The 22,461-nt window shown below is 64.4% G+C and carries 18 protein-coding genes; 6 read left to right on the forward strand and 12 right to left on the reverse strand.

The annotated features are described in order from the left end of the window. Window positions 1-180 precede the first annotated feature (180 nt). Window positions 181-1,596: a methyl-accepting chemotaxis protein gene (locus tag MTR66_RS01980; protein ID WP_243917431.1), complete on the forward strand. Its 1,416-nt coding sequence runs from the start codon at window positions 181-183 to the stop codon at window positions 1,594-1,596. 57 nt (window positions 1,597-1,653) lie between these two features. On the opposite strand, the gene MTR66_RS01985 is transcribed toward MTR66_RS01980, so the two are convergent. Beyond that, window positions 1,654-2,328, reverse strand: a complete 675-nt coding sequence (locus MTR66_RS01985) for a response regulator transcription factor (RefSeq protein ID WP_243917432.1) — start codon at window positions 2,326-2,328, stop codon at window positions 1,654-1,656. Between the two features lie 198 nt (window positions 2,329-2,526). Here MTR66_RS01985 and MTR66_RS01990 point away from each other — a divergent pair, with 198 nt between their 5' ends. From MTR66_RS01990 to MTR66_RS02000, 3 genes are all read left to right on the forward strand, one after another. Continuing rightward, window positions 2,527-3,441, forward strand: coding sequence for a UDP-2,3-diacylglucosamine diphosphatase (locus MTR66_RS01990; protein ID WP_243917434.1), 915 nt, complete (start codon window positions 2,527-2,529; stop codon window positions 3,439-3,441). After that, on the forward strand, window positions 3,438-4,508 hold the full coding sequence (locus MTR66_RS01995; RefSeq protein ID WP_243917436.1) for a glycosyltransferase family 4 protein: 1,071 nt from the start codon (window positions 3,438-3,440) through the stop codon (window positions 4,506-4,508). The genes MTR66_RS01990 and MTR66_RS01995 overlap by 4 nt, the downstream gene beginning before the upstream one ends. A gap of 83 nt (window positions 4,509-4,591) precedes the next feature. Beyond that, window positions 4,592-6,499, forward strand: a complete 1,908-nt coding sequence (locus tag MTR66_RS02000) for an outer membrane protein assembly factor BamB family protein (RefSeq protein WP_243917438.1) — start codon at window positions 4,592-4,594, stop codon at window positions 6,497-6,499. A 59-nt stretch (window positions 6,500-6,558) separates the two neighbouring features. On the opposite strand, the gene MTR66_RS02005 is transcribed toward MTR66_RS02000, so the two are convergent. The 11 genes from MTR66_RS02005 to MTR66_RS02055 form a co-directional block, all read right to left on the reverse strand. Then, complete coding sequence (locus MTR66_RS02005; RefSeq protein WP_243917440.1) at window positions 6,559-7,302, reverse strand: IclR family transcriptional regulator; 744 nt, start codon at window positions 7,300-7,302, stop codon at window positions 6,559-6,561. Between the two features lie 73 nt (window positions 7,303-7,375). Further along, complete coding sequence (locus tag MTR66_RS02010; RefSeq protein WP_243917443.1) at window positions 7,376-8,383, reverse strand: LLM class flavin-dependent oxidoreductase; 1,008 nt, start codon at window positions 8,381-8,383, stop codon at window positions 7,376-7,378. A gap of 276 nt (window positions 8,384-8,659) precedes the next feature. After that, window positions 8,660-9,346: a phosphate regulon transcriptional regulator PhoB gene (gene phoB / locus MTR66_RS02015; protein WP_243917445.1), complete on the reverse strand. Its 687-nt coding sequence runs from the start codon at window positions 9,344-9,346 to the stop codon at window positions 8,660-8,662. Further along, complete coding sequence (gene phoU, locus MTR66_RS02020; protein WP_243917447.1) at window positions 9,343-10,038, reverse strand: phosphate signaling complex protein PhoU; 696 nt, start codon at window positions 10,036-10,038, stop codon at window positions 9,343-9,345. Before phoU ends, phoB begins: the two co-directional genes overlap by 4 nt. 13 nt (window positions 10,039-10,051) lie before the next feature. Continuing rightward, the gene (gene pstB, locus MTR66_RS02025; RefSeq protein ID WP_243917450.1) at window positions 10,052-10,813 is read right to left on the reverse strand and encodes a phosphate ABC transporter ATP-binding protein PstB; all 762 of its coding nucleotides are present in this window, start codon (window positions 10,811-10,813) and stop codon (window positions 10,052-10,054) included. A gap of 4 nt (window positions 10,814-10,817) precedes the next feature. Then, the gene (pstA, locus tag MTR66_RS02030) at window positions 10,818-11,708 is read right to left on the reverse strand and encodes a phosphate ABC transporter permease PstA (protein WP_243917452.1); all 891 of its coding nucleotides are present in this window, start codon (window positions 11,706-11,708) and stop codon (window positions 10,818-10,820) included. After that, on the reverse strand, window positions 11,701-13,074 hold the full coding sequence (gene pstC, locus MTR66_RS02035; protein WP_243917454.1) for a phosphate ABC transporter permease subunit PstC: 1,374 nt from the start codon (window positions 13,072-13,074) through the stop codon (window positions 11,701-11,703). The genes pstA and pstC overlap by 8 nt, the downstream gene beginning before the upstream one ends. A gap of 88 nt (window positions 13,075-13,162) precedes the next feature. Then, a complete protein-coding gene (locus MTR66_RS02040) occupies window positions 13,163-14,206 on the reverse strand; it encodes a substrate-binding domain-containing protein (RefSeq protein WP_243917456.1) in 1,044 nt (347 codons plus the stop codon). Window positions 14,207-14,444: 238 nt separating this feature from the next. Further along, entirely contained in the window at window positions 14,445-15,848 is a 1,404-nt protein-coding gene (locus MTR66_RS02045; RefSeq protein WP_243917458.1) for an OprO/OprP family phosphate-selective porin, read from the reverse strand. 304 nt (window positions 15,849-16,152) lie between these two features. Next, window positions 16,153-17,550 (reverse strand): OprO/OprP family phosphate-selective porin, encoded by a 1,398-nt coding sequence (locus MTR66_RS02050; protein ID WP_243917460.1) that lies wholly within the window; start codon window positions 17,548-17,550, stop codon window positions 16,153-16,155. A 145-nt stretch (window positions 17,551-17,695) separates the two neighbouring features. Continuing rightward, window positions 17,696-18,682 (reverse strand): sensor histidine kinase, encoded by a 987-nt coding sequence (locus MTR66_RS02055; RefSeq protein ID WP_243917462.1) that lies wholly within the window; start codon window positions 18,680-18,682, stop codon window positions 17,696-17,698. A gap of 297 nt (window positions 18,683-18,979) precedes the next feature. Here MTR66_RS02055 and zwf point away from each other — a divergent pair, with 297 nt between their 5' ends. Both zwf and edd read left to right on the forward strand, forming a co-directional pair. Beyond that, window positions 18,980-20,422: a glucose-6-phosphate dehydrogenase gene (zwf, locus tag MTR66_RS02060; protein ID WP_243917464.1), complete on the forward strand. Its 1,443-nt coding sequence runs from the start codon at window positions 18,980-18,982 to the stop codon at window positions 20,420-20,422. A gap of 109 nt (window positions 20,423-20,531) precedes the next feature. Continuing rightward, window positions 20,532-22,358, forward strand: a complete 1,827-nt coding sequence (gene edd / locus MTR66_RS02065) for a phosphogluconate dehydratase (RefSeq protein WP_243917465.1) — start codon at window positions 20,532-20,534, stop codon at window positions 22,356-22,358. Window positions 22,359-22,461 lie beyond the last annotated feature (103 nt).

Consider the following 22,461-nt stretch of genomic DNA (forward strand, 5'->3'; position numbering starts at 1 on the left):
TACTTTGACTGGAACGAGACTCCCCGCCTACGTGGGTCCGCGTAGGCCCGTTCAAACAGAAAACTCGCGTCCGTGCACTATTAGGGCGTGACAGTCATTTAACTTGACGAATGAATGACAACTTTGGCGAGGGCTTTTCAACCAGCAATCAAGCCAGAGTTTTCCTGCAAGGAACGGCACATGCTTGAGTGGTTCGAAAAGAAAGCGCCCATACGCGAAAAGTTCAAAACGCTGCTGATTGTTCACACGGGCCTGGGCCTTATCGGACTGGCTACGACGGCAGCGGCTGTATACAGCGACCTGCCTGCCATCCTCTTAATGGCGATCGCGGCGCTCACCTGCGCCGCCATCACTGCGACTGTTCTGGTTTCCGGCGAGCGCATCTGTACGCCTTATGTGAATACCGTCGGCCGCATGGAGGCCCTGGCCGCCGGGGATACGAGCAGTGAAGTGCTCTATACCGATTACGAGGACTGCGTTGGCCGCATGACCAAGGCCATGGCGGCTTTCCGCGACAACGCCGTTCAGGTTCAGAAGAACCACGAAGGCCAGGAACTGGTGGTCGCCAGGCTCGGGCAGGCGCTCAAGGCGTTGTCGAACAATCGCCTCGATTGCGAGATCCGCGAAACCTTCCCCGCGGAATACGAAGCGCTGCGCCAGGACTTCAACCGCGCGGTGGAATCGCTGACCGATACGATCTCAACGGTGCAGCGGACAGCGAATGCCGTGCTGACCGGCTCCTCCGAAATCCATACCGCGTCGGACGACCTGTCGCGCCGTAACGAACAGCAGGCCGCCAGCCTCGAAGAGACCACTGCGGCCATGAATCAGGTGACGCAGGGCGTCAACGAAACGGCCACTTCCGCCGTCGGCGCTCAGAACACCATCTCCAATGCCCACCGCGAAGCGACCGAAGGCGGTGCCGTCGTCGACCGCGCCGTGCAGGCCATGGGCGCAATCGAGCATTCCGCGCAGGAAATCAGCCAGATCATCGGCGTGATTGACGGGATCGCCTTCCAGACCAACCTCCTGGCACTTAACGCCGGGGTGGAAGCCGCCCGCGCCGGTGATGCGGGCAAGGGCTTCGCGGTCGTCGCCAACGAAGTGCGGGCGCTCGCCCAGCGCTCGGCCGATGCCGCCAAGGACATCGGCGCGCTGATCACGGCATCGACCGAACAGGTGGAAAGCGGTGTGAAGCTGGTCGGCGAAACCGGCGAACTGCTCTCCAAGATCATGACCCGCATCAGCGATGTGAACGAACAGATCGCAGGCATTGCGGAAACCTCGCAGAGCCAGGCCGCAGGCCTCAGCCAGGTCAATACCGCCATGAGCGAACTCGATCAGGTTACGCAGCAGAACGCCGCCATGGTGGAAGAAGCCAGCGCCGCGACCCGCTCTCTGGCGGACGAGGCGCGCGAACTTTCGCATGTCGTGGGCCGGTTCAGCTTCTCCGGCGCAAAGGCCCCGGTTCAGACCGTCACGGCTGCCAAGAGCGCTAAGTCCCCGCGGCCCGCCGCCGCCCGGCCTGCTCCGGCCTTTGAGGGCAACCTGGCGCTCAAACAGGCGCCTGCTACTGAAGACTGGTCGGAATTCTAATCCGCCGCACCGGCTGGAGACAGTATAGCCAGGGGGACTTGAGCGCCCCTTGGCCGCCTACACCGCGTCGAACACATATCCCAGCGAGCGTACTGTGCGCAGCGGATTACCCGCTCCTGCGCTTTTGAGGGCGCGGCGCAGACGGCCAATCCATACATCGACGGTGCGCTCGTCCACCGGCGGTTCCTGCTTGCCGAGCGCGGCGATAAGCTGCCCCCGGCTGAACACGCGCCCCGGATGCTCGATGAAATAGCGCAGCAGGCGCAGTTCGTTGGGCATCAGCGGGATCGGCTTGCCCTGCCAGCGCGCCTGGAACGCCGCAACATCCACCGTAAGATCGCCTTGCGCGACCATACGGATGCCCGCACTGTCCTGATCGCCCAGATTGGCGCCCAGCACCCGGTCGAGCAGCGCGGTACGGGTGAGCGGACCGACCATATAGTCGTCCGCGCCCATGCGCAGCGCGCGCTTGCGGTCCTCCAGATTGTCTTCCTCAAGCACCATGGTGACATGGGCATGGGCCGTCAGCGGATCGGCGCGCAGGCGGCGGCACAGCTCCAGCCCCGACATTTCGGGCAGAACCCAGTCGACGAAGATCCACAGTGCCCCTTCGATCAGGGGAAGTTCGGCGAAATCCGTCCAACGGTGCAGGACAACGTCGAATTCGTCATGCCGGAAAGCTGCCAGCCCTCCGGAAAGCTCACTGGCCAGTAATATATCGATCCGCCGCATTGCCCCTGCCCGGTTAACTTGGCGGGCTGTCTGCCCTCCGATTATGACGAACGGGTGACGTATCGGTGACGGGAGTGTGAAAACTTCTATCCCGCAGCCGCGTATGTGGATTGTCATTGAACTGACCCGCAAACGTCACGGCGGCGCAACGCCATTCTGCCAAGGAACGCATCGCGAGCAACCGGGGGCAACCGAGCGATGCGAACCGACATGGATACTCTTCTCGATCAGTACACCCGCCCGGCGGCCGGTATTCCAGCCTGGCTCGACCTTCCCGATCCCAAGGGCTTTCGGCCCAAGCGCAAGTACCGCACGATCTGGATTTCGGACATCCACCTCGGCACGCGCGGCTGCAACGCGGCGTTGCTGGTCGATTTCCTGCGGTCGGTTGAGTGCAAGACGCTCTATCTGGTGGGCGACATCGTCGATGGCTGGCGGCTGCGCAAGGGCTGGTACTGGCCCGATGCCCACAACGAAGTGGTGCGCCGCATCCTGAAAATGGCGCATCGCGGCACCCGCGTGGTGTTCATCGCTGGCAACCATGACGAAATCCTGCGTGACTATGCGGGGCTGACTTTCGGCGGCGTCGAACTCGCGCTCGAAGCGGTTCACGAGACAGTGGACGGGCGCAAGCTGCTGATCACCCATGGCGACGCATTCGATGGCGTCGTGCTCTACCACAAGTGGCTCGCCTTCCTGGGTGACCAGGCCTACGGCATGCTGCTGCGCGCCAACATCGCCTTCAACGCCGTGCGCCGCCGCCTGAAAATGCCCTACTGGTCGCTTTCGGCCTACATGAAGAAGAAGGTCAAGAACGCGGTCCAGTACGTGTGCAGCTATGAAGAGGCTGTTGCGTCCGAAGCGGTGAGCCGTGGGTTCGACGGCGTGGTCTGCGGTCACATCCACTGCGCCGAGATCCGCCAGTTCGGCGGCATCACGTATTATAACGACGGCGACTGGGTGGAAAGCTGCACCGCGCTGGCCGAAGACTTCGAAGGCAACATCGCAATCATCGATTGGGTCGCCGAGACCGGCGGCCATGCCAGCGAGGTTGCCGTCAGCGAGCTGGGCGCCGCGGCCGCAGCCGAAGCACCGGCTGGAGCAAACGCGTGAAACTGGCTCTGGCGACCGACGCCTGGCTGCCTCAGGTCAACGGTGTCGTCCGCTCGCTTTCCGCCACACTCGATGAACTGCGCGCACGCGGTCACAGTGTCGAGACGATCACGCCCGACCGGTTCCTGACCGTGCCGATGCCCGGCTATGCCTCGATCCGGCTGGCGATGGCTCCGCGCTTCGGCGTGCGCCGGATGCTCGACCGGGCCGCTCCGGAAATCGTCCATATCGCCACTGAAGGGCCGATCGGCTGGGCCGCGCGCGGCTGGTGTCTTTCACGCGGGGTGCCGTTCACCTCTGCCTTCCATACCCGCTTTCCCGAATATGCCGCTGTGCGCACCGGGCTTTCGGCCGAATACTTCTGGCCGATCCTGCAGCGCTTCCACGCACCAAGCAGCGCCGTGCTCGTCTCCACCCGAAGCCTGGCAGACGAACTGGCCGGACGCGGTATCGCCCACACGCGGCCGTGGAGCCGCGGCATCGACCACACCCTGTTCAAACCGGAAGGCCCGCGCCATCCGGCCATGACCGCCCTGCCCGGTCCGGTTCTGCTGAATGTCGGACGCGTCGCGCCGGAAAAGAACCTTGAGGCATTTCTCTCCGCCGATGTGCCCGGCAGCAAGGTCGTGGTAGGCGATGGCCCCGCGCTCGAAAGCCTGAAGCGCCGCTATCCCGGCGTGCTGTTCCTCGGCGCGCTGGCGGGCGAGGAACTCGCGTCTGCCTACCGCGCCGCCGATTGCTTCGTGTTCCCGAGCCTGACCGACACTTTCGGCCTCGTCGTGATCGAGGCGCTGGCCTGCGGCACGCCTGTGGCGGCCTATCCAGTAACAGGCCCGATCGACATCCTCGGCCCCGATGGCTGCGGTGTCGAAACACGCCTGCCCCACCCGGGCGGCGCCATCTCCAACGATCTGGAACAGGCCATCACTGCCGCCTTGCGCGTCGAACGCGAACAGGCAGCGGCGATGGGCGCGCTCTATTCGTGGGAACGGGCCACCGGCCAGTTCCTTCGTGCCATCGTGGCGGCGGTCAATGGCCAGGGCCCCGCGCTGAAAAGCGCCGCATAAGGCGCTTGCCCGTTCCCGGGGTTTGACCGTCCCTGCCGATTGCTGTTCCTTCTTCCGCAAAGGGATTCGGGAGAGGGAATTTCATGAAGCCGCATCGCGCGCTGCCTCCGCCAAGACTGGCGCCTTTGGCCTTCGGGCTGCTGGCCATTCTCCTGGCCGCCGCAGGCTCCTTCGCCGGTGCTGCCTCTGCAGAGACCGTGAAGAACACTCCGGGCGTCACCCCGGCAGGCGAGAAGTTTCCCGAAGGCGCCCAGGTCTATCGCACCGCATGCGCGGCCTGCCATGAAACCGGCGCGGGCCGGGCGCCTGCGCGTGTGTTGCTGAGCTACATGACGCCCGATGCCATTGTCACGGCACTGACCAGCGGCGCCATGCAGGCGCAAGGTTCCGCGCTCAGCCGCGAACAGAAAGTAAAAGTGGCCGAACACCTTTCCGGCCAGGCCCTTGGCACCGCGCAGGCGGCGCTGCCGGAACCGCCGCCTTGTGCCCCAGACCACGCAGCGTTCGACCGCAGGCAGATCCCCGCCTTCGCCGGAGCAGGACTGGACCATGCCGCGACTCATTCGATCTCCACCGCGCAGGCCGGGATCGGCAAGACGAACGTGAGGAGGCTCCGGCTGAAATGGGCCTTCGGCTTCCCGCAGGCCAGCCGCGCCCGCTCGCAACCGGCGCTGGGCGGCGGCGCGATCTTCGCGGGCAGCCACGGCGGCAAGGTCTATGCGCTCGACCGCGAAACCGGCTGCATGCGCTGGACATTCGACGCCGGCGCGGAAGTGCGCACCGCCATCGTCCTCTCTCCTTGGGAAGCAGGCGATGCCGGTGCCGTGCCCCTCGCCTATTTCGGCGACTGGGCAGGCAACGCCTATGCCGTAGAGGCCTTTACCGGCAAGCTGGTTTGGAAAGTCCATGCAGACGAACATCCTGCCGCCGTCATCACCGCCAGCCCGGCGCTCCATGGCGATACGCTCTACGTGCCGGTTTCTTCACTGGAAGAGGCCGCAGCGGCCACGCCGGGCTACAAGTGCTGCTCGTTCCGTGGCTCGGTGCTTGCGCTGGATGCCCGCACGGGCGCCGAAAAGTGGCGGACCTGGCTGGTGGGCGAACCCAGGCCGCAACCCGGTGGAAATACCCTCGGCCCCTCGGGCGTGCCGGTCTGGGCAGGCATCGCCATCGACCGCAAGCGCGGCAACCTGATCGTGGCGACAGGCGACAATTACACCCATCCGGCAACGGACCTGTCCGACGCGCTTGTCGCGATGGACTTGCGCACAGGCGCGATCCGCTGGCATTTTCAGGCGCTCGCAGGCGATGCCTGGAATGTCGATTGCGTCACGCCAGATCCCGATAATTGCCCCGAAGACGCCGGGCCGGACTATGACTTCGGCGCTCTCCCTGTTCTCGCCACGGGCAAAGACGGACGAGACTATGTCCTTGGCGGACAGAAATCGGGCCAAGTCTGGGCCGTGGATGCACAGACCGGCAAGCTGGCCTGGCACCGGCAGGTGGGGCGCGGCGGTATGGCGGGCGGCGTGCACTTCGGCCTCGCGGCGGACAGCGGCCGCGTCTACGTTGCCATCAGCGACATGCCCGATTTCGTCGACCGCCCTTTCCCGCCAGCCCCCGGCCTCCATGCGCTCAATCTTGCGGCCGGAACGCCGCTGTGGAGTGCCCCCGCGCCTGACGAAGTCTGCAAGGGCCGCCCGCTCTGCGTGCCCGGCAACAGCGGCGCCTTTACCGTAACGCCCGAACTGGTGCTGGCAGGAGGAGATGATGGCTACGTGCGCATCCTCGATGCCGAAACCGGCGCACAACTCTGGCAGTTCGACACTGCCCAGGACTTTACCACCGTCAATGGGGTGCCCGCCAAAGGCGGCGCGATGAGCGGCGGGGCGGCGCCGGTGGCGGACCGCGGCCAGCTCATCGTCTCGTCAGGCTATGGCTTCGTTTCGAAGATGCCGGGCAATGTACTGCTGGTATTCGAGGTGGAATAGGCCGCTTCTGCGCCTCAACACGAACGGAACGTGGTGCTGATTGAGACGCGGCCCCTAAATCACCGGAACCCCAGGCTGCGAGAGATCGCGGCAGCCTCGTCCAGCACCAGCCCAGCCAGTTCATCCAGACGGCCCTGCGCACGCTCGCTGGGCGCTGCAACCACCAATGCGCCAACCACGCCGCCTGCCGCATCGCGGATCACACTGGCAGTGCCGGTCACGCCGTCCGCCGCCTGATCAACGGTCTGTGCGAAACCGTCGCGGCGGGCCTGTTCTACCGCCCCGGCCAAGGCAACAGGATCGATCTCGGTAGTGCGGGCCAGGCGTTCGGGGGCCACGCGCTTGAGGTAGGACTTCACGGCCTCCGGCGAACAGGTCGCCAGCAACGCACGGCCGCCTGCCGTTGCGTAGAACGGGCGCCGGTCTCCGATCGAGACCGAATAGCGCACGACATTGCGGCTCTCGACGAGATCAACATAAGTCACCATGCCGCCCTCATGATCGCCCACGGCCAGCAGCACGGTCTCGCCTGTCCGCTCGCACAGGCGGCGCATACCTTCGCGGACCAGATCGGAACTGTGCAGGCGGCGGCGCGCTTCTGTAAGCGCGCTGCCCAGCCCGAAAGCGCCGGGGCCAAGCCGCCAGGCACCATCCGCCGCTATCACCAGATCCTCATCGGCAAGGCCGCGCAGCAGAGCGGCAAGGCTGCTCTTGGGCGTGGCAAGACGGCGGCTGAGATCAGCCAGTGAAACCGGTTCGTTGCTGGCGCACAGAGCCTCCAGCAGGCGGATGACGCGCGTCACCGACTGCGGGCTGCCTCCGCCACGGCGTTCGCCGCCTGCCCCTGTTTCCCGTGCCCCGCTCGTCAATTCGCCCTCACCGGAATGCCGGGATCACTTCCCGTGCAAAGGTCTGCGCATAGGCGAGGAAGCGCTCCGCCGGAAGTCCGGGTGGCTTCATCATCGTGAAATGCTCCACCGGCGCCTGTTCCAGCAGACGGGTGAAGTAGCCTATCGCCTCGTCCGGCGTCAGGATCTGCATGATGCCGCTGGCTTTGAAAGCATCGAGGTCCATGGGCTTCATCGCCGCATCGTCGAGCCCGATCGCCTTGTCCTCGTTCATCCATTCGCCGTAGGCATTGCTGACGTGGTGATAGTAGGGCGCGAGTTCGTCCAGCGCCGCCTGCTTGTCATGCGCGACCACCATCATCAGGCCTTGAATCCAGATCCTGGCCTGCGCCGGGTCCTTGCCCTGCTCTTCCAGCTTCTGCTTGTAGAGCGGCCAGATATCCGCGTTGCCGAAGTAGCCATCGCCATATTTCGCCACGCGCGCCATGGCCTTGGGCGCAAAGCCGCCGATGTAGAGCGGAATCTGTCCCCGGCTGGAAAGCGGACGGGCCTTGGCGCCTTTCAGGTTGAAGAACTTGCCTTCGAAATCGACCGTCTCGCCGTCCCACAAGCGGCGCACGATGTGCAGGAATTCATCGAAGCGCGCGCCCCGCTTGGTGAAATCGAGCCCGTGCGCGGCATATTCGCGGGCCCGGTAGCCGATCGCCAGCCCCATCGCGAGCCGCCCGCCAGACAGCGTATCGAGCACCGCGCAATCCTCGGCAAAGCGCAGCGGTTCGTAGAGCGGCCCCAGCGCGATGCCGGAACCGATCCGCATCCGGCTGGTCCGCGCGGCGATGGCCGCCAGCGCCACCATCGGCGAGGACATGTAGCCATCGTCCGCCAGATGATGCTCGGGCACCCAGGCGCCGTCGAAGCCCAGCGCCTCGGTCTCGGCGATAGCGTCCAGGGTTTCGCTGTAGAGCGCTTCGGGCGCTTGCTGCCACTGTGCCGGATTGCGGAAATCGTAAAGGTAGCCGAAGCCTATGCCCGTCATGCGCCTGTCCCGTGGATATGGTTCGGCAGCGACATTAGTGGGCTGGCATGCCCCGGCAAGGCGCAGGGGCGATCAGTGGCCCCGCCCTTCCCGTTCGTGTCGAGCGAAGTCGAGACACGTTGGCACAGTGCTGGCGTGTCTCGATTTCGGGCTTTCAGCCCGAAGTTTATCCTGAGCGCGTCGAAGGGCTCGACACGAACGGACGGAATTTGCCGGACGTAAGACCTCGCTCAGGACAAGCGGAGACAATTCAAAACGCGGCCTGAAAGCCTCGCCTCAATTCACGTCCATCGCGTAACCGGCGGCGCGCACGGTGCGGATGGGATCGGTGTCGCCATCGCGGTTGATCGCCTTGCGCAGGCGGCGAATGTGGACGTCCACGGTGCGCTCGTCGATGTCCGAGTCCATGCCCCAGACGCCATCGAGAATCTGCTGGCGCGAGACAACGCGGTTCGGGCGTTCCATGAAATAGCGCAGCAGGCGGAATTCGGTGGGGCCAAGGTGCAGCGGCTCGCCGCCCCGCCGCACGCGGTGGCTGGTGGCGTCCAGCTCGATATCGCCCCATTGCAGCACATTGCCTGCCAGCGACGGGCGGGAACGGCGCAGCAGCGCCTCGATCCGGGCCATCAGTTCGCGCGGGGAGAACGGCTTGGTGACGTAATCATCCGCGCCGGTCTTGAGCCCGCGGATCATGTCTTCTTCCTCGCCGCGCGCGGTGAGCATGATGACCGGGATCTGCGCAGTCTCCTTGTCCTTGCGCAGCTGGCGGCAGACTTCGATGCCCGGCACCTGCTCGATCATCCAGTCCAGCACGATGGCATCGGGCATCTGCTCACGCACCATCAGCAGCGCTTCCTCACCATCGGCGGTGGAACGCACTTCATAGCCTTCGGCGCTGAGATTCCAGGTCAGCAACTCGCACAGGGCCGTATCGTCCTCGACGACAAGAACGGTGGGGTTCATGCGCTCAGCCCCGTATCGTCGGTCTGGCTGTCACGCTCGGTGCAGTATTCGCCGGTGGCAGCGTAGTATACCATCTCGGCGACGTTGGTCGCATGGTCGCCGATGCGTTCCAGATTGCGGGCGATGAACAGCAGCTGCGCGGCGCTGGTGATGGTGGCCGGGTTTTCCATCATGTGCGTCAACAGCGAGCGGAACAGCGTGTTGTAGAACTGATCGAGCTTCTGATCGCGCCGGATCACTTCCACCGCCAGCGCCGCATCGCGCGAGCCATAGGCGTTGAGAACGTCGCGCACCATGCTCTCGGCGATCTCGGCCATTGTCGGCACCAGCGTCACCGGCTCGATCTTGTAGCGCCCTTCCAGCGCATTGACGCGCTTGGCGATGTTCTTGGCATAGTCGCCGATACGCTCGATCACACCTGAAATCTTGAGCGCGGCGATCACATCGCGCAGATCGTCGGCCATCGGCGCGCGCAGGGCGATGGTGCGCACCGCAAGGCGATCCACTTCGGCTTCCAGCGCATCGAGCTTGGCATCGGCGGCCACGACCCGCTCGGCCAGGTCCTCGTCATGCTGGGTGAGCGCGGTGATGGCATCGCGGATGGCCACTTCGGCCAGGCCGCCCATTTCCGCGACGAGGCCGCGAAGCTGGCCGATCTCCGAATCGAATGCCTTGACGGTATGGTCTACCATGGCGTGTTCCTTCTCAGCCGTAGCGGCCGGTAATATAGTCCTTGGTCTTCTCTTCGCGCGGGTTGGTGAAGATCTCGCTGGTCTCACCATACTCCACAAGGTTGCCAAGGTGGAAGAAAGCCGTGCGCTGGGAAACGCGGGCGGCCTGCTGCATCGAGTGGGTGACGATCACGATCGCATAGTTTTCCTTCAGCTCGTCGATCAGTTCCTCGATCTTGGCCGTCGCGATCGGGTCGAGCGCCGAACAGGGCTCGTCCATCAGGATCACTTCGGGGCTGACGGCGATCGCGCGGGCAATGCACAGGCGCTGCTGCTGGCCGCCCGATAGCGCGGTTCCGGCGTCGGAAAGACGATCCTTCACTTCGTCCCACAGGCCCGCCTTGGTCAGCGAGCTTTCGATCACCGCATCCATCTCCGCCTTGGAAGAGGCAAGGCCATGAATGCGCGGGCCGTAAGCGATGTTCTCGTAGATCGTCTTGGGAAACGGGTTCGGCTTCTGGAACACCATGCCGACGCGGGCGCGCAGGGCCACCGGGTCCATCGACGGGGCGTAGATATCCTCACCGTCGAGCAGGATCTCCCCCGTCACGCGGGCCCCGGCGATCGTGTCGTTCATGCGGTTGAGCGAACGCAGGAACGTCGACTTGCCGCACCCCGAAGGGCCGATGAAGGCAGTGACGATGCCATTGTCGATATCGATCGATACGTTGTCTATGGCCTTCTTTGGGCCATAGTACACGTCGACGTTGCGGGCTGTAAGCTTGGTTTCGGTCATGTCCCTACCAGCGCACTTCGAACTTGTTTCGAAGGTAGATCGCAAGGCCATTCATCACCAGCAGGAAGACCAGCAGGACGATGATGGCGGCGGAAGTGTTCTGGACGAAAGCCTTGTCGATCTCGTCAGACCACAGGAAAATCTGCATCGGCAGCACGCTGGAAGGATCGGTGACCCCGCCCGGCGGCGTGACGATGAAGGCGCGCATGCCGATCATCAGCAGCGGCGCGGTCTCACCCAGCGCGCGGGCCATGCCGATGATGGTGCCGGTGAGGATGCCGGGCAGCGCGAGCGGCAGCACATGGTGGAACACCGCCTGCACCTTGGAAGCGCCCACTGCCAGCGCGGCATCGCGGATCGAGGGCGGAACCGCCTTGATCGCGTTGCGGCCGGAGATGACAATGACTGGCATCGTCATCAGTGCCAGCGTCAACCCGCCCACAAGCGGCGAGGAGCGCGGCAGGTTCAGCGTGTTGATGAAGACGGCAAGGCCCAGCAGGCCGAAGATGATCGAAGGCACCGCCGCCAGATTGTTGATCGAGACTTCGACCAGCTCGATCCAGCGCGAGCGCGGCGCGAATTCCTCAAGGTAGATCGCCGCCAGCACGCCCATCGGGAACGAGAGCAGCAGCGTCACCAGCATCGTCAGGATCGAGCCCTTGGCCGCGCTCCAGATACCGGCCGTGTGCGGATCGGTGGAATCCGAACCTGACAGGAAATTCCAGTTCAGGCCGCCCAGCCCGTTGTGCATCATGATGAACAGCAGCAGCGCCAGAAAGGCGAGGCTGAGCACAATGGCGCCCAGGCCGATGAGCTTGAAGCGGCGCTCTGCCGCGTGGCGGCGGGCCAGGCGCTTCGCGAACGCCGGCGAGCTGAAAGTGGAGTTATTACTCATAAGCTTCGCGGAACCGTTTGACGACGCGCAGGGCGATGATGTTGAGGATCAAAGTGACGATGAACAGCACCAGCCCCAGCGCGAAAGCGGAGAGGGTCTTGGGGCTGTTGAACTCCTGATCGCCCGTCAGCATCTGGACGATCTGGTAGGTCACCGTGGTCATCGAGGCGAGCGGGTTGGCGCTGAGACGCGCAGAGGCACCGGCGGCCATGACCACGATCATGGTCTCACCGATCGCACGGCTGATCGCCAGCATCACACCGGCGACGATGCCGGGCAGCGCGGCGGGCAGCAGCACTTTCTTGATCGTTTCCGAACGGGTCGCGCCCAGTGCCAGCGAACCATCGCTCATCGCGCGCGGCACGGCGGCCAGCGCATCGTCGGCCATCGAGGAGACGAAGGGGATGATCATCACGCCCATGACAAGGCCCGCGGCCAGCGCGCTCTCGGTCGAAGGGTTGGCGACGCCGAGCGAAGCGGCGGTGTCGCGGATCAGCGGCGCCACCGTCAGCGCGGCGAAGTAGCCGTAGACCACCGTGGGAATACCGGCGAGGATTTCGAGGATCGGCTTCACCCATTTGCGGATCGTGCTCGATGCATATTGCGTGAGGTAGATCGCGCTCATCAGCCCGAGCGGGATCGCCACGATCATGGCGATGATCGCACCGATATAGATCGTGCCCCAGAACAGCGGCACCGCGCCGAAGTTGCCATCGATATCGACGCCGCGCGCATTGCCCGGCGCCCAATGGGTGCCGGTGAGGAAGGCGATCGGGGATACATCCTTGAAGAACAGCCCGGCCTCGAACAACAGCGAGGCAACGATGCCGAACGTCGTCAGGATCGCCATCAGCGAGGCAATCAGCAGGAGCGCCAGAATCGCCCGTTCGACATGGGTCCGCGCCGGGAAGCCCGCACGGACGCGGGTGAAGCCGTAGCCGCCGCCCGCCAGCGCGACGATCAGCACCAGCAGCGCACCAATCGCACTGAAACGCCCCTGTGCCGCGCGCATCGGCTTGGCCAGTTCCTCGGCCAGCGGATCGAAAGCCACGGCGTCTGGATTGGCGGCAAGGTTGCGGGCATCGGCCAGCACCGCCGCCCGGTGCATGTCACCGGCGGGAAGCTGCACAGCGGCTGGATCGGCCATGACGGCCCCATCGACGAGCCCGGGCATGATCATCGACCATGCAGACCAGGCCAGCAGCGCCGGAACCAGGATCCACAGCGCCATGTGCCAGCCGTGGTAGCCAGGCATCGAATGCATCGATCCCCGGCCGGTATAGAGCAGCCGGGCCCGGCCCCGTGCGGCAAACCAGCCGACAAGGCCCAGGCCGATCACGGCCAGGAGAACTCCTGAGAGAATCATAACTGGCCGTAACGTCCTTTACTTCTGGGCATTCAGGCTTGCGGGGCAGCCCGGCGGGCCGCCCCTGCGCACAAAGTGTCTGCGGATCTTACTTCAGCACGCTCGGATCGAGCGGCGTCATGTTGGCAATGACCTCGGCATTCTTCTTGCGCACGTCTTCGGTGGCAATGATCATGCCCTTCGGCTTGAGGTAGCCATCGGGGCCCCAGGCCTGGGTCCAGGCCTCGGCATAGGCCTTGAGGTCCTTGATCGGGCCGAGGTGCTGCTTCTTGATGTAGATGTAGAGCGGACGCGCGCCGGGATAGCTGAAGTTCGCAATGGCGTCGTAAGTCGGCTTCACGCCCGAAAGCGGGATGCCGTTCAGCGTGTTGATGTTCTCTTCCAGATAGGAATAGCCGAAGATGCCGATGGCCTTGGGGTTCTGCGACAGCTTCTGAACGATCAGATTGTCGTTCTCGCCCGCATCCACATAGGGACCGTCCTCACGGATGTCGTGGCAGACCGCCTCGTACTTGTCCTTATCGCTCTTCTTGAGCTCGCCCATTGCCGGGTCGGTATCGCAGCCGGCCTGCAGGATCAGCTCCTTGAGCGCATCGCGCGTGCCCGAAGTCGAGGGCGGGCCGTAGACGAGGATCGGCTCGGCGGGCAGCGAAGGATTCACATCCTTCCAGGTCTTGGACGTGTTGGGCTTGCCGAACGGATTGGCGGCCAGCGCCTTGTAGATATCGGTCGGGGTCAGCTCGAAGCCAGGCCCCTTCTTGTCTTCGGCGAAGGCGATGCCGTCGATGCCGACCTGCACTTCGACGATGTCGGTCACACCGTTCTTCTGGCACAGTTCGTATTCCGACTTCTTCATGCGGCGCGAAGCATCCTCGATGTCGGGATTCTGAGCACCGATGCCCGCGCAGAACAGCTTCATGCCCGCGCCGGTGCCGGTCGATTCGATGACCGGAGACTTGTGTCCGGACTTGGCGAACTCTTCCGCCACGGCGGTGGCGAACGGATAGACCGTGGAAGACCCCACGGCCGTCACGTAATCGCGCGCACCGGAACCGGATCCGCCCGAGCCGCCGCAGGCGCTGAGCGCGAGGACGGAAACGGCAGCGAAGATGAATGTGTTGGTCGAACGCATAGACTTACCCCTTGGGCTTTATTCTGGAACGCCCCTATTGGGGTACAATGACACTTCCATGACGAAGACATGACATTGTATGCCGATTCCGGAAATTGCTGAAAAATGCTTGGTTTTTGGCCAATTTCTGCGACATTTTGCGACAAGAAACCCAACGGGCCCGGTCTAGGCGCAGGAACGCCAGGTTGCAAGCGCGGGCAGAGCGCAGTGCCCGGCCTTGCCAGCGCTTGCTACGGAATCAGAAGTCGAACTGCGCGCGCATGCCCATGGCATCCGCGCCATAGCTGGCATCGCCATTGGCCGTGACCGGCGCGTCCTTCACCCAGACATGCCCGTAATCGAGGATAAAGCGCACATAGTCCGTGGGAATCCACAGCGCGGAAATCCCGGCGGTCTGCTGGCGTCCGCCACGGATTCCGGCATCCGTCAGATCCAGCCAGTCGTAACGGGCATTGATCTGCACCGCGCCGAGGCCGCCGCTGTCGAGACCATGCTTGGGCTTGATGCGGCCATAGGTGCCGTTCTTGTAGGCGGTCGTATCGTCCGTCAGCAGGTAACCCACTTCCGCGTAACCGCCATTGAAAGTGGGATCCTTGAAGCCGGTGCGGCGAACGGTCTGCCAGAAGCTTTCCGCCGTCGCGTGGAAGCGGCCCTTGATATAGGCAGCTTCAAGCCCCAGCCCGCGCTCCTGCGTGGCGCTGCCAATGCCCGCCTTCACGAAGCGCAGATCGGTCGTGTGGACGAACGGACGGGTCTGATACGTGACGGTCGGTATTGTATCATTGAGCGTGCGCACATGAACCGAGCCGCCCAGATGCAGCGTGCCCCCCGCAACCCTGGGCATCGCGGCCAGACGGCCATCGACGCTCCACGACTTGTCGCTGTCGCTGCCCAGCGACTTGGGATCGTCGGCAAAGACGCCCAGTTGCGCAACCACGCCCTTGCCCAGATATTGAGCATTGAGGCCGATCCGCCGCTCGAAACCGAACGCCTGCGAGAAGCTGGCGCGCTCCTGGAAGCTGGTGAACAGATCGGAGGTCATTTCCTCCAGCCCCCAGTTCGGTTTCTGGTTGCCCAGCGTCAGGGTGACATTCCTGCCCGCCTGATAGGTCAGGTACATGTCGTTGATCGACACATCGGAATTGGCGACGTTGATCTCCGCCCGGTAGCCGAAACCGCCCGGCATCGAACCGTCGAAGCCCAGATAGACCCGGCGGAACTCGACGCTGGAGCCAAGGTGCGCCTGCTCGCCCACCGTCAGCCCCGAAGGCCCGTTCACACTGCCGAAATCGACCTGCATGCGGCCGCGCGGCTTGAAGCTCCAGCCGTCGTCCGTGCTGATCTGCGGGGCGCCCTTGAACGCGATCTTCACCGGCGGTTCCTTGGCAGCGGCAGTCTGCGCGGCGGCGGCGGCCTGCGTCGCATCCCCGGCAACCTGTGCAGCGGAAGCCGCTTCGGCCTTGGCGGTGGCCAGTTCCTCTTCCAGCGAATCGATCCGCTGCGCCATCGCCTGCATCTGCGCACGCATCGCCGCGAGTTCTTCCTGAATGGATGCCGCATCGGCGGCACTGGCCTGAGTGGGCAGCGCCCAACCGGCGGAAACGGCCAAAGCGACCGTCGAAACGCGAATGATAGCCCTCACTTCCAGCACCCCTTATGAACACTAGGTTACAATTTGGCGACGCCAGTATGACTGTTATATTTCACTTTGATGACGGACGGAACGTAAATCGTCCAGGCCCGGACGCAGGCTTACAGTCCCCGCGTGCCGCCGTATTGCGAAAATCGCCGGGAAGCCTCGGGCCAAAGACAAAAGGCAGGAACCGGGGATCCGGCCCTGCCTTCAGATATCGCGATCCCCGGAACAACCGGATCAATGCGATCCAGCTGCCCCGGGGCCCCAGCGAAGGCCGCCCGGACAAGCCGGAAGCGGCCTTGGAAAGGGATCAGAAATCGATTTGCGCGCGCATTCCCATGGAATCGATGCCGTAGGAACCGTCACCATCGGCCGTAACCGCGGCGTCATCGACCCAGGAGTGGCCGTAGTTCACGAGCAGACGAAGGTTGCTGACGGGGATCCAGACAAGCGACAGTCCGGCCGTCTTCTGGCGCCCGCCCATAATGCCACCATCGACAAGATCGACCCAGTCATAGCGCGCATTGACCTGCACGGCGCCCATGCCTCCCTTGTCCAGCCCGTGCCGGGGCTTGATCCGCTTGAAGACACCGCCGGAATAGGCCGTCGTATCGTCGGTCAGCAGATAGCCCACTTCGCCATACCCGCCGGTGAAAGTGGAATTGGCCACTCCAGGACGGCTCACTTTCATCCAGCGCGATTCGGCGGACGCATGGAAGCGGCCGGAAATCCAGGCACCTTCGAGCATCAGCTGGGTTTCGCTATCCGCCGCAAGCGTGCCGGTATCGACAAGGCGCAGGTCGGTCGAATGCAGGAACGGGCGCGCACGGTAGCGGGACGAAACCACGGAACCGCCCAGTTCCTTGTAGTGCGCCGAGCCGCCCAGATGCAGCGTGCTGCTGCCCAGCTTGGGCGCGAAAACGACACGGCCGTCCACGCTCCAGACTTTGGCGGTATCGGCACTGATCGTCGAAAGATTGTCGCTGAACACGCCGCCCTGAACGATTACATCGCCGCTGGTATACTGCGCGCTCAGGCCAAGGCGGCGCTCGAAGCCGAACGCCTCGCTGACAGCGGAACGCTCGGTAAAACTGGTATAGAGGTTTGCCGTCAGGTCTTCGAGGCCGGTAAACGGTTTCTGGTTGCCCAGCTTCAAAGTGACGTGCCTGCCTGCCTTGTAGGACACGAAGGCATCGGCCAGCGATACCGACGAACCGCCGACGCTCACGTCCACCCGGTAGCCCACGCCGCCCGGCATGGCGCCTTCGAACCCGATCCAGGCGCGGCGCAGTTCGGTGCCGACGCCCAGACGGTCATTGCCCGAGCCGGACAGGCCGGAAGGCGCATTGATGCCGCCTGCGTCAAGCTGAACACGGCCGCGCGGCTTGAAACGCCAGCCGCCCTCACCGCTGAATTCGGGCGCGCCCTTGAAAGCCACCTGCACGGGCGGAGCCTTTTCGGCCGTGGCCTTGGCTTCGGTTGCGGTCTGTGCTGCCACCTGTGCGGCCTGGCTGGCGGTATCCGCCTTGGCGTTGGCCTCGGCCAGTTCCCCTTCCAGCGTATCGATACGCTGGGCCATGGCCTGCATCTGCGCGCGCATCGCCGCGAGTTCTTCCTGCACCGATGCGGCATCGGCCGCATGCGCGGGCATCGCCCAGCCAGCCGAAACGGCCAGCGCAAGCGCCGAAGTGCGAAGCGTAATATTCACTATCAAAACCCCCCTGAACCTTCCTAGCAACCGGACGGACATCGATGTCCGCCCGGCTGCCGCGCAAGGCCCTGCAGAGGGGAGCAACACCCGCCCCCGTTATCGCGACCCGCGACGGCAAGGGGCAGCTTATGCGGGAAAGAAGCTAAACTTCCTTAAGCGGCAGCATAAGGGAAGCTGTCGTCCCCGCTCCTAACCGGCTCTCAACATCGAAGCGGCCGCGATGGCGTTCGACGATGTGCTTGACGATGGAAAGCCCCAGGCCGGTTCCCCCAGCCGCCCGGCTGCGGCTGGTATCGGCGCGGTAGAAGCGTTCGGTGATGCGCGGCAGGTGCTCGGGCGGAATCCCTTCGCCTTCGTCCTGGACCGAAACCAGCACCCAGCCGGTGCTGGCCGCCTCGACCGAAACCATGACCGCCCCGCCCGGCTTGCCGTACTTGAGCGCATTGTCGATCAGGTTGCGCAGCACTTGCGAAAGCTGCCCGCGGTCCCCGGCAATCACGGCATCGGTACAATTGGCCGTAACCGAAACCTGTCCGCCGCTGCGGAATTCCCCCACCACTTCGTGCGCCAGCGCGACCAGATCGATCTGGTCCGAGGGCACCTCGTGCTTCACCGCCTCGATCCGCGACAGGGACATGAGATCGCCAATCAGTGCCTGCATGCGCTGCGCTTCATGGCGGATCGTGCCGAGGAAACGGTTGCGCACCGTCTCGTCACCGCCCGCCTTGGGGTTTAGCAGCGTTTCCACGTAGCCCAGCACATTGGCCAGCGGCGTGCGCAGTTCATGGCTGGCATTGGCCACGAAATCGGCATGGGATTTGGCGACGCTGACCCGCTCGGAAAGATCGTAGAGGCTAACCAGCCGGTCGGTCGGGCTCAGCGCCCTGCAATCCACTTCCCAAACCGAGCCGCCGGTCGAAAGGCCGGTCACTTGCGCCAGACCGCCAGTATCGCTCAGGATTGCAGCCACTGCCTTGGGATCGCGGATGGCGATGCGCACGTCCTGCCCGATAATATGCGCGCCCAGCAATCCCTGGGCCGCACTGTTGGCAAAGCGCACCTGCCCCCGCGATACGACAAGCGCAGGCGTCTGCAACTGTTCGAGGAGGTAGACTCCCTCGACGGTCATGTGTTCATTTCCCCTTTCCGGCATCCTCTTGCCACACTGTTACCATATGGCTGCCACGCACGAAGGTCCGTCCTTACTATTTGAAAGAGACAGTCCAGTGGCAATGGCAATACCGAGGCAATTCCGCAATCAAATCCACAAACTGCTTGCAGCAGGGGGCTCTTGCCCGCTGGCCAACCGCCCAGACAGTGGTTATGCTGCGTGCGCGAGAGCCGAACGGGTGACGACCATCCCCGGGAGGCCCCCCGTTCACAAGGCCGCGAGGAGGAGCGCGGTTTTCCCGATGGAAAGGTTTTCGTGACGAAATTCACTTCCGATCGCTTGCTCCTCTTCGGCGCCACCGGCGATCTTTCCCGCAGGATGCTCCTGCCTTCCCTCTGCGCGCTCGACGCCGAGGATCTGCTCGATCCGCAGATCGAGATTATCGGCACGGCCCGGTCGGACATGGACGATCTCGGCTTCCGCAACTTCGCGCGCGAATCGCTCGAACAGTTCCTGCCGGCCAACCGGCGGGGCGGCATGGCCACGTTCCTCAACCGGCTGAGCTATCAGCAGCTCGACGCCAACGATCTTTCCGGTTTCGACGCGCTGGCCAACAAGGTGGGCACGCCGCAGGAAGGGCTTTCGATATTCCTGTCGACCGCGCCCAGCCTGTTCGAACCCACCATCCACGGCCTTTCCAGCAGTGGCCTGGCGGGAGAGCGCGTGCGCATTGGCCTCGAAAAGCCGCTGGGTATCGATCTCGCCTCCAGCAAGGTGATCAACGACGCGGTTTCCGCCGCTTTCCCCGAAGACCGGATCTACCGGATCGACCATTATCTGGGCAAGGAAACCGTGCAGAACCTGCTGGCGCTGCGCTTTGCCAACCTGATGTTCGAGCCGCTGTGGAACGCGGCCCATATCGATCATGTCCAGATCACCGTGTCCGAGACGGTCGGGCTGGAATCGCGCGTGGCCTATTATGACGATTCGGGCGCCCTGCGCGACATGGTGCAGAACCACATGCTGCAGCTTCTCGCGCTCGTGGCGATGGAACCGCCCGTCTCCTATGACGCAACCAACGTGCGCGACGAGAAGGTAAAGGTTCTGCGCGCGCTGCGGGCGGTGAAGACCGGCGAAACCGTCACTGGCCAGTACCGCGCAGGCGCCATCGGCGGGCAGGCGGTACCCGGATACGACGAGGAACTCGGCAAGGATTCGGACACCGAAACCTTCGTCGCGATCAAGGCGCATATCGACAACTGGCGCTGGCAGGGCGTGCCGTTCTATCTGCGCACGGGCAAACGCCTGCCGCGCCGCACGACTGAGATCATCGTCCAGTTCCGCCCGGTGCCGCATTCGATCTTCACCGGGCGCGGGGCTAAGACCGTGGCCAACCGGCTCGTCATCGGCATCCAGCCGAGCGAGAACATCACGCTCTCGTTGATGGCCAAAGTGCCTGGCCTCGACCGTGAGGGGATCGGCTTGCGCTCAATCCCGCTGGAAATCTCGATGGCGGATGCCTTTGCCGGGCCGCAGCGGCGCATCGCCTACGAACGCCTGCTGCTCGACCTGATCGAGGGCGACCAGACCCTGTTCGTCCGCCGTGACGAAGTGGAGGCCCAATGGGAATGGATCGATGCGATCCGCGCCGGCTGGGAGGAACAGCAGCTTGAGCCCAAGACTTATACAGCCGGAAGCTGGGGCCCGTCGGCCGCCATCGCGCTTGCCGAGCGCGACGGCGTGACCTGGCACGAATAGCCCTCCTTCCGGAACACAGTTTGAATTGATCCCGGCCGTCAGGGCCGCCCCGCTAGTGGCGCCTCCGGCGAGCCCTCGCGGCCGGGCCAGAAAAGATCAGGAGAAGCCCATGAGCCATCTCAACCCCGTGGTCGCGCGTGTAACCGACCGCATCATCGAGCGTTCCAAGCCCACGCGCGACCGCTATCTTGGCCTTGTAGAACAGGAGCGGGACCGTCATTCCGACCGCAGCTTCCTGTCATGCTCCAACCTTGCCCACGGCTTCGCCGCCTCGGGCGAGGACAAGCCCGCCATCGCCACCGGTGGCGCCATCAACCTCGGCATCGTCACCGCCTACAACGACATGCTCAGCGCCCATCAGCCCTATGGCCGCTACCCTGAGCAGATGAAGCTCTTCGCCCGCGAAGTGGGCGCGACGGCGCAAGTCGCGGGTGGCGTGCCCGCCATGTGCGACGGCGTGACGCAGGGTTTTGACGGCATGGAGCTGTCGCTGTTCAGCCGCGATACCATTGCCCTGTCCACCGGCGTCGCGCTGAGCCATGCGATGTTCGACGGCGTGGCGCTGCTCGGCATCTGCGACAAGATCGTGCCCGGTCTGGTCATGGGCGCGCTGCGCTTCGGCCATCTGCCCGCCGTCTTCATCCCCTCGGGCCCGATGCCCAGCGGCATTTCCAACAAGGAAAAGCAGAAGACCCGCCAGCTCTACGCCGAAGGCAAGGTGGGCCGCGAGGATCTGCTCGCGAGCGAGAGCGCCAGCTATCATGCGCCGGGCACCTGCACGTTCTACGGCACCGCCAACTCCAACCAGATGATGATGGAGATGATGGGCCTGCACGTGCCGGGCGCCGCTTTCGTGCCGCCGAACACGCCGCTGCGCCAGGCCCTCACCCGCGCCGCCGTGCAGCGGCTGGCGGCCATGACCAAGAAGGGCAACGATTACCGCCCGCTGGCCGAAGTCGTGAACGAAAAGGCCATCGTCAATGCCGTGATCGGCCTGCTTGCCACCGGCGGCTCCACCAACCATGCGATCCACCTGCCCGCCATGGCGCGCGCAGCAGGCATCGTGATCGACTGGGAGGATTTCGACGAGCTGTCTGCCGCCGTTCCCCTCCTCACCCGCGTCTATCCCAACGGCTCGGGCGACGTGAACCACTTCCACGCCGCAGGCGGCATGGCCTGGGTGGTAAAGGAACTGCTCGGCGCGGGGCTCGCCCATGGCGATATCCTCACCGTGGCCGAAGGCGGGATGAGCGCCTATGCCAGCGAACCGGTGCTGATGGACGATACCCTCGCCTGGACCCCCGCCCCCGCCGAAACCGGCGACGACACCATGCTGCGCCCCGTTTCCGACCCGTTCCAGCCTGATGGCGGCATGCGTCTCGTCTCGGGCAATCTCGGGCGCGGCACCTTCAAGACCAGCGCGGTCGACAAGGAGCGCTGGACCATCGAGGCGCCCTGCCGCGTGTTCGACACGCAGGAAGCGGTCAGCGCCGCATTCAAGGCAGGCGAGCTGGACAAGGACGTGGTCGTCGTCGTGCGTTTCCAGGGCCCGCGCGCCAATGGCATGCCCGAACTGCACAAGCTGACGCCGCCGCTCGGCGTGCTGCAGGATCGCGGCTTCAAGGTCGCCCTCGTCACCGACGGGCGCATGTCGGGCGCATCGGGCAAAGTCCCCGCCGCCATCCACGTCACGCCCGAAGCGCTGGCCAAGGACGGCAAGCCCGGCCCGCTCGCCTATCTGCGCGATGGCGATGTGGTGCGCCTGTCCGCCGAGGACGGTTCGCTTTCGACCGCCGCCGATCTTACAGGCCGCGAACCGGCAGCGGCACCTGCCGAAGCCATAGGCATGGGCCGCGAACTCTTCGCGATGTTCCGCATGGGCGCAGGCGGCGCCGAACAGGGCGGCTCGGCCATGCTGGAGGCGGCAGGGCTATGACAGCGATCACGCCACAAAATCCTCCCTGTCCCCGCAGGGGATGGGGAGGTGGCGCGCACGAAGTGCGTGACGGAGGGGTTTCTGCCCCCTCCACCACCCGCTG

It is taken from the genome of Novosphingobium beihaiense (genome assembly GCF_022832375.1).
GTDB classification, from domain to species: Bacteria; Pseudomonadota; Alphaproteobacteria; order Sphingomonadales; family Sphingomonadaceae; genus Novosphingobium; species Novosphingobium beihaiensis.